Genomic DNA, 9,687 nt, shown 5'->3' on the forward strand with positions numbered 1-9,687 from the left:
GCTCGCGCAGGGAACGACCACCGCACTCGGCATGTCGCTGGTGTCGCGGCTCGGCGAGACCGCCCTGGCCGAGCTGCGCGAACGCGCTTCCGGTCCGGCCCCCTCGCCGTTGTGGCGCCGCGCTCAGTCCGCGCGGAGGGTGGTCAGCGGCACCTGGACCGCCATCACCGTGCCGCCGGGACCGGCGGTCCAGCCGCGGCCGGGGTGGCTGACGCCGCGGACGACGCTGCCCGTCAGGCGCACACCGATCAGGTCGCCCTCGGCCATCGTCTTGGGGGCGAGCAGCAGGCCGCGGCGGGCCCGGCGGGCACTGACCGTCCAGCCGCTCATACCGCCCTGCAGACCGTCCGCCGAGGCGGCGTAGACCAGGCCGAGGCCCTGGTCGCGGCCGGAGAGGGCGATCTCCTTAAGGACCTTGTCGGCGGCCGGGTTCATCAGCAGGTCGGCGTCGTCGACGACGACCGCCCGCGGCCCGGGGAGCGCGTCCAGCGCCGCCCGGACGTCCTCCGCCGAGGGGTCGGCGCCGGTGAGCACCCGGACCGTGCCGTGCCGGGCGAGCGCGCGCAGCGGCGACTCCCGGGGGGCGAGGACGACCAGGGAGGTACCGCCGGCCAGCAGCGAGACCGCCAGCGAGGCAAGGGTGTTGCTGCGCCCGGACCCGGCGGGACCCAGCACGCCGAAGACCGAGGAGGAGCCGGCGAGGTCGGCGCCGATCGGTTCGCCCGCGTCGCCTCCGACACCGAGCAGGCCCCACAGCGGGCGCCGGAACTCGGCGGGCACCTTGTCGTACGTCTCGGAGAACTCCACGGAGCGGGGCAGCGAGGCGATCTGGAACGGCCGGCGGGCCTGCGGCACGCGGGCGTCCCGCTTGCGGGCCTCCTCGCCGATGGTGCGCAGTGCCTCCGCCTGCTCGGTGCCGCCGCCGTCGGCGAGCAGCGCCACCTGGGTCTCGGTGCCGGTCAGGACGTGCCAGCCGCGCCCGGGCGGGATGTTGGACGGGATCTTGCCGGGCATCAGGCCGACGGCCTGGTAGTCGCTGCGGTCGCCCTGGCGCAGCAGCAGCTTGTGGTCGTTGTGCGCCGCCATCCGGCCGCCCAGCAGGGAGCGTTCCGAGGTGGCGACGACATGGATGCCGGCGCCGGCGCCCTCGCGCACCAGCCGGATGACCTCCTGGACCAGGGCGCCGTGGTCGTGGTCGTCCAGGATGGCCGACAGGGAGTCCCAGCCGTCCACGAGCAGCAGGATGTGGGCGGGGCGCTCGGCCTGCGGCAGCAGGCGGCGCAGTTCGGCGATGCCGGTGGCGTTGTGCTGCTGCGCCAGGTCCTGACGGTTCGTCAGTTCCTGGTTGAGCCGGCGCAGCAGGCGGCCCAGCCGCTCCATGTCGTGCCGGGAGACCACGGCGCCGCAGTGCGGCAGCGAGCCGAGGGCGGCGAGACCGCCGCCGCCCGCGTCGATGCCGTACAGGTGCACGTCCGCGCTGCTCACCGCGCGGGCCGCGGAACCGGCCAGGGTGCGCAGCACCTGGGTGCGGCCGGAGCGCGGGGAGCCGATGACGTACAGGTGCCCGAAGGTGGCGAGGTCGGCGACCGCGACCCGGCGCTGCTGCAGCGCCGGCACGTCCTCCAGCGCGTACGGGATGAGCAGCCGGCCCTCGCGGGTGGTGCCCATCGCCTCCAGGTCCGCCAGCAGCAGCCGGTCCGAGAGCGGCGGCAGCCACGGGCTGGTCTCGGGGGTGAAGTCCTCCAGCGTGTCCGCGGCGGCCCTGATCTCGGAGACCAGCACCTGCAGATCGGTCGGCGCCGGGGCCTGCGGGGCGCCGGAGACCACGACGGTCTCCGCGGGCAGGGCGGCGGCCCGGCCCAGTCCGTCCCAGGACAGCTGCGCCGCGCGGACCGGCCTGCGCTTCTCGGCCTCGGCCCGGTCGGCGCCCGCCTCCTTGGGCCGCGGGCGCTCGGCACCGGCCCACGCGGTCTGGAACGGCTCGGACGACTTGGGGCCGCGGCGGATCAGGGCACGCCCCGGGGTGGCCGACGAGATGTCGACGGCGTCCCGGGTGTCGATGATGTCCTGGCTCTCGTTCTGGTCCGTGACGCGCAGCGCGATCCGCAGGTTGGTGTTGGCGCGGATGTCGCCGGTCACCACACCCGCCGGACGCTGGGTGGCCAGGATCAGGTGGATGCCGAGCGAACGGCCGCGCTGGGCGATGCTGATGAGACCGGGAACGAAGTCGGGAACCTCCCGGACCAGGGTGGCGAACTCGTCGATCACCAGCAGCAGCCGGGGCAGCGGCTTCAGGCTCGGGTCGGCGGCGCGCTTGGCCTGGTACTCCGGGTGGTCCTTGGCGTCGGCGGCCGCGAGCACGTGCTCGCGGCGGCGCAGTTCGGCGCTCAGCGACTCCAGGGCCCGCTCCACCAGGTGGGCGTCGAGGTCGGTGACCATGCCCAGGGTGTGCGGGAGGTGCGCGCACTCCTTGAAGGCGCTGCCGCCCTTGTAGTCGATGAGGACGAAGGTCAGCTCGTCGGGGCGGTTGGCCGCGGCCAGCGAGGCGACGAAGGTCTGCAGCAGCTCGGACTTGCCGGAGCCGGTGGTGCCGGCGACCAGTCCGTGCGGGCCGTCCTGGACCAGGTCCAGGGAGAGCGGCCCGTCGAAGCCGGTGCCGATCACGAAGGACGTGGACGCGGGCCGCGCCCGCCAGCCCTCCAGGATCGCTCTGGCGTTGGGCGGCTCCTGGTCCAGCAGGTCCAGCAACCGCACCCGCTGCGGGAGTCCGGCGTCGTGCTCGGGGCTGACGTCGCGCACCGGGGCCAGCGCGCGGGCCAGTTGCTCGCACCACTGCGGCCCGACCTGGTCGGCGCGGACCGCCGGGACGTCGGGGGTGCCGGGGCGCTTGACGGTCAGCCGGCCGTCCGCGGCGAGCACCACGCCGGTGCTCTCCTCGGGCAGCAGCCGCTCCTGCTCGTCCAGGCAGACGCTGAAGACGCGCACGCCCGGGCCCTCGGTGAGCACCTGCACCATGCCGGGCACGTCGCGCAGGCGCCGGGCGCCGTCGGCGATGACCAGCACGTCGGGACCGCCGATGCCCGCGTTGCGGTCGGTGCCGGTCGCCCGCTTGCGCGACTGGATCTGCGAGACCAGCTCGCCGACGCGCGCGGTGGTGGACTCCGGGTCGTTGCCGATCAGTACGACGGGTCCCGCGGTGGCCGCGGGCCGCAGGTGCGCGAGCCAGCGCACCCAGGCCCAGTCGGCGGCCCGCTCGGGCTCGGTGAGGACGACGATCCGCAGGTCGCGCGGGCTGTGCAGGACGGCCGCCTGCACCACCAGCCAGCGGGCCAGCGGCTGCACCTCGGCGCCCGGGCCGGCGAGGCCGACGACGCCGTGGGCGGGGATGTCCACGCCGATGGGCGTGTCCGGGATGTTCCAGCGGATCGAGCGGTGGTTCTCGTCGCGGGAGGGGTCCTCCAGCTCGCGCAGCGAGGGCTGGTCGGCGGTGCCCAGCCGGAGCACCAGGTGGTCCGGGTCGTGCCGGCGACGCTCCCACAGCCGGCCGCCGGGGCCGGTGGCGATCAGCGCGACCGCGGCCGGGTCGGGGCCGGTGACGTTGCGCACCGTGCGCTCCCGGGCGACGGCCTCCCGGACGCCCTCCTCCAGCGTGGCCCGGCGGGCCGAGTACTGGCGCTCGGCCTCCTCGTAGTCCCTGCGGGAAGTACGGCGGCCGGTCACCCAGTTGGTCACCAGCATCGCCGGGCCGAGCATGATGAAGACGAGGTAGTAGTACGACTTGAAGACGCTGATCATGAAGAAGCCGAGGATGACCGGCGACAGCATCATCACGGCCGGGAACGGGCGCTTGTTCGGCGGCGTCGGCGGCGACGGAAGCCGGACCCGCTCGGCGTCCAGGTGCGGGGCGATCCGCGGCGGGCGGTTGTAGTCGATCCCGTAGCCGTCGGCCGAGGGCGTCACGGCGGCGTCCGGCTCGACCGGCCCGCTCAGCCGCAGCAGCACCGCACCGACGGTCAGGTCCTCACCCGCCGGCCACGGCACGGGCTGCCCGGGGGCGCCGGTGCGCTCGGTGGCCGCGCGCGGCGGCCGGATCCGGCGCAGCGCCGTCACCGCGTCGTCCGGCGGCGGGGCGGCCACCCGGGCCCGCACCGACCCGCCGGGCTCCCCGGTGCGGTGCCAGGAGGCGGTGCCGTCGGCCGCGACGGTCACCCACAGGCCGCGGGCGGGCACGCCCTCGGCGGCAGCGTCGAGCCGGATCGCGCAGAGCGGGTCGGAGCCGATCTCGTGGCTGCCGGGACCGAGCCGCCAGGTCCGCCCGGCGCCGGGGCCGGACACCACGTGCACTTCGGCCAGTTCCAGTTCGTCGTCGCCGGCCAGGCGCACCAGGTCGGCGGTCCCGGCGGGGGCACCCAGGCCCAGCAGGCTGCCCTCCCGGACGCCGGTGCCGGCGACCGGCGCGGCGGGGTCGAGGCGGCTGCCGTCCGCGTACAGCGGGCGGGCGGCGGGGGCGGCGGCGGCCGCCCACTCCGGCCCGTGCCCGTCGGCGGGCTGCTCCTCGTGCTCCAGAGCGGCGGCGAGCTCCCCGACGGTGGCGTCGGCGGGCAGCCGCAGCTGGTGGTCGCGGCGCAGTCCGTCCGCGCTGTCCACGGTGGTGATGGTGAGGTTCACGGTGTCCCGTCGGTGCGTCGGTGCGTCAGGGCGTCGGGGGCGCGGCGGAGACGCCGGCGATACCGGACGTCGTGGGCTCGGCGAGATCGTCCGCGTCGTCGAAGGAGGTGCCGGCGGTGTCGGCGGACGGGCGCTGGACGGCCGGCCGGACCGGCGGCGCGGACCGGGCCGGAGGGCTGTCGGAGGTGACCCCGAGCGCGAAGTCGGGCTCGGCCAGATCGTCGTGGGGTGCCGCGGCGACGCCTGCGGGCAGGACGTCGGGGTGCTCCACGGGCGCGGCCTGCACCGGCGGTTCGTCGTCGTACGGGCCGGGGCCGCCGGACGCCGGGTGCGGCGGGAGCGCGTTCAGCGCCTTCACCACCGCGCGCGCCAGCGGCAGGACGTCGATCCGCCCGACGGCGGGGGCGCCGTGGACGGTCAGCATCCCGTCCGGGGAGGCGGCCAGCAGCCGCACCCGGCCCCGGGCGAGCCCGAGGGTCAGCAGGCGCACGCCGTCCGGCAGCGGCCGGGCCGGGGGCTCGGCGGTGACCGCGAAGAAGACGCCGGGCCGGTCCACGATCTCGTCGGCGGGGCGCCCCTGGTGACGCGGGTGGACACCGCCGGACACCGCCACCGTGCCCGCCGGGAGGCGCACCTCCAGCTGGGCGGCGAGCGCCTGGAGGACCGCGCGGGAGGCCCGCGGCGCGCCGTGCACGGAGACCGCGGAGGGGCCGGTCGCCAGGTCGAGCAGGACGGCGTGCCGTCCGTCGGTGCCCGCACAGACGAGCAGCGGCGCAGCGACGGCGGCGGCGCTCGCGTCGTTCACGTCGGTGCGGGAGATCCACCACAGCAGCGGGTCGGCGGGGTCCGCCGCCCACGGCTTCGGCGGGACGGGGACCGGGGAACCGTTCGCCGCGCCTGCGGCCACCAGCACCCCGAGCAGATCCGGGCCGGCCAGCACCCCGTACGGGCGGGCCTGCGGGGCCACGTCCCCCGCCAGGGCCACGGCCCGCTCGGCGTCGGCCCACAGGTCCCGGTCGCGCAGCAGCCGGACGAGCAGCCGCAGCCCGCTCCGGTAGCGGATCTCGGTCCGTACCGGGCCCGTGAACGCCCGGACCGTGAGCCGTACTTCGTGGCGGGTGCGGCGCAGCAGCGCCTTCCACCCGCCGCCGCGCCGGACAAGCCAGTGGGTCACCGCCACCACGAGGATGACGGCGCCCGCCAGCCCGAACCAGGTGGTCAGTCCGCCGTCGCCCATCACGCCGCGGCCTTTCCGTCGGAGCCGCCCGCCGCCGGGCGGCCGTAGCCGCGTGCGCCCAGTTCGTCGCGGAGCGCCCGTATGCCGTGGTGGGTGCGGGACTTCACCGTGCCCCGGGGCACCCCGAGACGGCGGGCCACGTCCTCGCCGGCCTCGCCGAGCAGATGCACCCGGGCGACCGCCTCGCGGTGCGCGGGAGCCAGCGTGTGGAGGGCGTCGACCAGCAGACGGCGGTCCCCGACCTCGTCCGCGTGGTCCGGGACGGACACGGTGCCGGCCGCGGCGAAGTCCTCGGGGGTCACGCCGACCGGCACGGTCCGGTTCCTGCGGACCCGGTCGGCGACGAGGTTGCGGGCGACCCGGAACAGCCACATGCGGATGGGGCGGTCGCGCCACTCCAGGAGCGGCGCGGACTGCCAGGCCCGGAGCAGGGTCTCCTGGACCACGTCCTCCACGGTGTGGGGGTCGCGTCCTATCAGTCCCGCGACGTAGCGGCGGAGACTGTCCCGTTCGGCGACGAGAAGCGCGACGGTGTCGGCCAGGTCGTCCGCACGGTCATGGTCGGCGAGGCTCACAATCTCCCCAGGAGTCCGAAGTGTTTGCGGCGGTGTTTGTCGCGCAGATTAAATCAGCGCTTGTCAACGGAGGCACACCGCACTCGGGGCGAAGGCAGCCGCAAATCGGCCAACCGTTCACTCCGGTGATGGTACAGCGGCCGGAATTCGCTACCGTGTCCCTGCCCCCCTCGCCGCCGCAGCGGACCGGGCCGGGCCGGCGGATTTTCCGCAAGCCCCTTCGGGGCATTTCCGATGAATTCTTCGCGGCTTCAAGGAGGCGACGTGCCGTCCGTTCCCCACCCCGAGTCCTCCGGGTCCGCCACGGATCCGGGCGACGACCAGCCGACACGGTTCACCGCGACCTTCGCCCGGCGCCCCGCCCTGCCACGGCGCGGGCTGCTGCCCGGCAAGCGCGTGTGGGCCACCACCGGCGGGGTGGCGGCGCTGGCCGTGGCCGCCGTCCTGATCGTGCCGCTGCTGGCGCGAATAGACCTGTTCTCCGAGCCGGCGTCGACCTCCGTCCGCACGGTCGCCGGGGACACCCATGACCCGGCGGTGACCGCGTCCGGCAGCCCTCTCCCCTCGGCCTCGGCGGCCCGGCCGCCGGCGGGCGGGGGACAGCCGCGGTCCGCCGCGGCGGGCACGGTCGGGGGCGGTTCGGGTGGCGGTACCGGTACCGGACTGCCGCCCGCAGGCACGGGTACCGGCACGTCGGGACAGCAGTCCGGGTCCGGCACGTCGGGACAGCAGTCCGGCAACGGCACCGGCACGCAGGGCGGGACGTCCGGCACGGCGCACGGCGGCGGTACCGAGACCACCCACTCCGCGACCCCCGGCGGCTCGTCGGGCGGCGGCACGACGGGCGGCACCAGCGGTGGCACGACCGGTGGCACGAGCGGGGGCAGCGGCGGCGGCACGGGCACGACTCCGGTGTCCGGCACAGCCCTGGTCGGCAACGCGTCCCACCTCTGCATCGACGTCACCGACGCGAACGGCGGCAAGGGCAAGGACGGCACCCCGCTCCAGATCTGGAACTGCAACGGCCAGGCCAACCAGAAGTGGGAATTCGCCTCCGACGGCACCCTGCGCTCTCTCGGCCTCTGCATGGATGTCGCATGGGGATCCCACGAGAATGGCACTGTCATTCAACTCGCGAACTGTCACGGCAGCGCCGCCCAGCAGTTCCGGCTCAGCGCCGCAGGTGACCTGGTGAACCCTGACGCCGACAAATGCGTGGATGTACTGGACGAGGGAACCGGCGCCGGCACGCGGCTTCAACTGTGGACGTGCAACGGCCAGCGGAACCAGAAATGGCACAAGGGCTGACAGCCACCCGGAAATCGCGCGCTCAGCCGCCCGCCGGCTTGCGCAGCAGAAGGAACGCGGCGTTGTCGTGGAGGCGGCCGCCGACATGGCTGAGCGGTTCGTCGGCGAGCGGGTAGAACTCGCGGTCGCGGGCCTCGATGACCCCGTCGGTGGAGAGCAGCAGTCGGTCAGGTCCCGCGGCCCGAGCGGCGGCGCCGACTGCGGCGGTTCGACGGGCAGGATCCCGACGGGCGGACGTCGACGGCGCGCGCGGCAGCAGCGGCGCGTGGCCGCGGTCGACGACCTCCAGCCGGTCCGCGCCCGGGTGACCGGTCGTCGGCGGCCTCGCGGAAGACGCCCGGCACGAGGGCGGCCGTGCCGACCGCGGGCAGGCCCTTGCCGCACACGCCCCCGACGATCACCCGGACCCCGTACGGGCCGGGGACCGCGACCGCCCGCCCCCGCCGGCGCATGTGCGCGCACCGGCCGCACGCCGAACGGGCGCTACAGGACCAGCGCCAGCACCAGCAGGGCCACCACCAGCACCGCCACGCCCACCGCGGACGTCCGCAGCACCTGCCGCCGGGACGGGAGCGGGACGACCTCCAGGTCCGTGAGGCCGGGGAAGACGTAGAAGACCCGGTCCGGCTCGTGGTCGGCGGCGAGCCGGGCCAGGGGCAGGTGGCGGATGGTGACGCGGCGGGCGACCTCGCCGGGGGAGCGGCCCAGCCGGGGGGTGATCGCGGCGCGGTGCGCGTCGGCCAGGCCGGCCGGCAGGTCGGCCCCGGACGAGGTCAGGACCGCTTCGCGCCAGGACCCCGCGGACCGGGCGCGGCGTCGCGCCCGCCCGGGCGGCCGCCGCTCGGGCAGCGTCACCTCCTCGGCGCGGTCGCGCTGCTCGATGACGGCGCCGGTCCACGTGGTGATCGCGCCGGTGCCGGCGCAGGCGTCGTGCGGGACCGTGCCGGACCCCTTGCACTGCGGGCACGGAACGGAGCCGCCGCCATGGCACTTGGGGCACTCCGTCCGGGCACGGCCCGCGCACGCGGGGCAGGCGGCGCGCGGGCTGCGGCACTTGGCGCAGCGCACGCGCTCGGACGGGGCCGTGTCCTGCTCCCGGGCGGACGCGCGGTTACGGGCGCGGCCGGTGCCCTCGCACGCGGTGCAGGGGTCCAGGCCGCGGCAGGCGGCGCAGACGACGGTGGTGTCGCAGGGGAGGTCGCCGCGGCCCTCGCACTGCGTGCAGCGCCACGTCCCGTTGCCGCACTCGCAGGCCCGCTCGCGCACGGAGTCCCGCTGGACGAGCTCGATGCGCCGCGGCCGGCCGGGTTCCGGCGGCGGTTCGGTCTTGTACGTCGTCAGGTCGGTGTAGACCGGGCGTTTCGACAGGTCGATGCGGCCCTTGTGGACCCGCGTGCTCTCGACGCGCGTCTCCGTGGTCCGTACGATCCGGCAGTCCAGCAGCGAGTGCCAGGTGATCCGCACCGCGGCGGGGGAGCCGAAACGGACGGGGCCGCCGCTCCGCGCGGACAGGTGCCGCTCCACTGCCTGGAGTACGTCCTCGTCGGTCGGCGGTGCGGACGGCGTTCCGTACAAGGCGTCAACTCCCCATCACCGGCGGATCAGAAGCGAACAGGACCGCAGCGTACGGGCGCCCCGACCGGGCATCAAGAAGACGGGAGTTCACCGGGACACGCGTGCCCCGGCCACCTCTCCCGGCACTGCGGCCACGCCCTCCGGCTCCCGCAGGCGGTGCGGCAGGATGCCGTCGCGGAACGCCCAGCGGCACGCCTGGAGCCGCTCGACGCGGCCCACGCGGGGCGCCGGTGAGGCAGACGAGCCGGGCGAACGCCCTGGAGCCCGCCGACCACGGCGGCGCGCCGGACAAGAACCGAACGGCGTTGCCGGCGCCCGGCCTTG

Annotated in this window: 5 protein-coding genes and 1 pseudogene; 1 reads left to right on the forward strand and 5 read right to left on the reverse strand. The window is 75.9% G+C overall.

Translation table 11 applies throughout. The features are described from left to right. Window positions 1-123: 123 nt before the first annotated feature. The 3 genes from ABZ883_RS09275 to ABZ883_RS09285 are packed head-to-tail and all read right to left on the reverse strand — an operon-like array spanning window position 124 to window position 6,480. Complete coding sequence (locus ABZ883_RS09275) at window positions 124-4,668, reverse strand: FtsK/SpoIIIE domain-containing protein (RefSeq protein WP_360904103.1); 4,545 nt, start codon at window positions 4,666-4,668, stop codon at window positions 124-126. Window positions 4,669-4,693: 25 nt separating this feature from the next. After that, window positions 4,694-5,905, reverse strand: coding sequence for a hypothetical protein (locus tag ABZ883_RS09280; protein ID WP_360904106.1), 1,212 nt, complete (start codon window positions 5,903-5,905; stop codon window positions 4,694-4,696). Continuing rightward, on the reverse strand, window positions 5,905-6,480 hold the full coding sequence (locus tag ABZ883_RS09285; RefSeq protein WP_360904109.1) for a sigma-70 family RNA polymerase sigma factor: 576 nt from the start codon (window positions 6,478-6,480) through the stop codon (window positions 5,905-5,907). Before ABZ883_RS09285 ends, ABZ883_RS09280 begins: the two co-directional genes overlap by 1 nt. Before the next feature lie 264 nt (window positions 6,481-6,744). On the opposite strand from ABZ883_RS09285, the gene ABZ883_RS09290 reads away from it, so the two are divergent. After that, on the forward strand, window positions 6,745-7,788 hold the full coding sequence (locus ABZ883_RS09290; protein ID WP_360904113.1) for an RICIN domain-containing protein: 1,044 nt from the start codon (window positions 6,745-6,747) through the stop codon (window positions 7,786-7,788). A gap of 22 nt (window positions 7,789-7,810) precedes the next feature. Here ABZ883_RS09290 and ABZ883_RS09295 read toward each other — a convergent pair. Beyond that, window positions 7,811-8,213 (reverse strand): annotated as a pseudogene (locus ABZ883_RS09295) (serine/threonine-protein phosphatase); the annotation flags it as partial. Window positions 8,214-8,271: 58 nt separating this feature from the next. Then, complete coding sequence (locus tag ABZ883_RS09300; protein ID WP_360904116.1) at window positions 8,272-9,363, reverse strand: hypothetical protein; 1,092 nt, start codon at window positions 9,361-9,363, stop codon at window positions 8,272-8,274. Window positions 9,364-9,687 lie beyond the last annotated feature (324 nt).

The sequence above is a fragment of the Streptomyces sp. NPDC046977 genome (genome assembly GCF_040644455.1).
Taxonomy (GTDB): domain Bacteria; phylum Actinomycetota; class Actinomycetes; order Streptomycetales; family Streptomycetaceae; genus Actinacidiphila.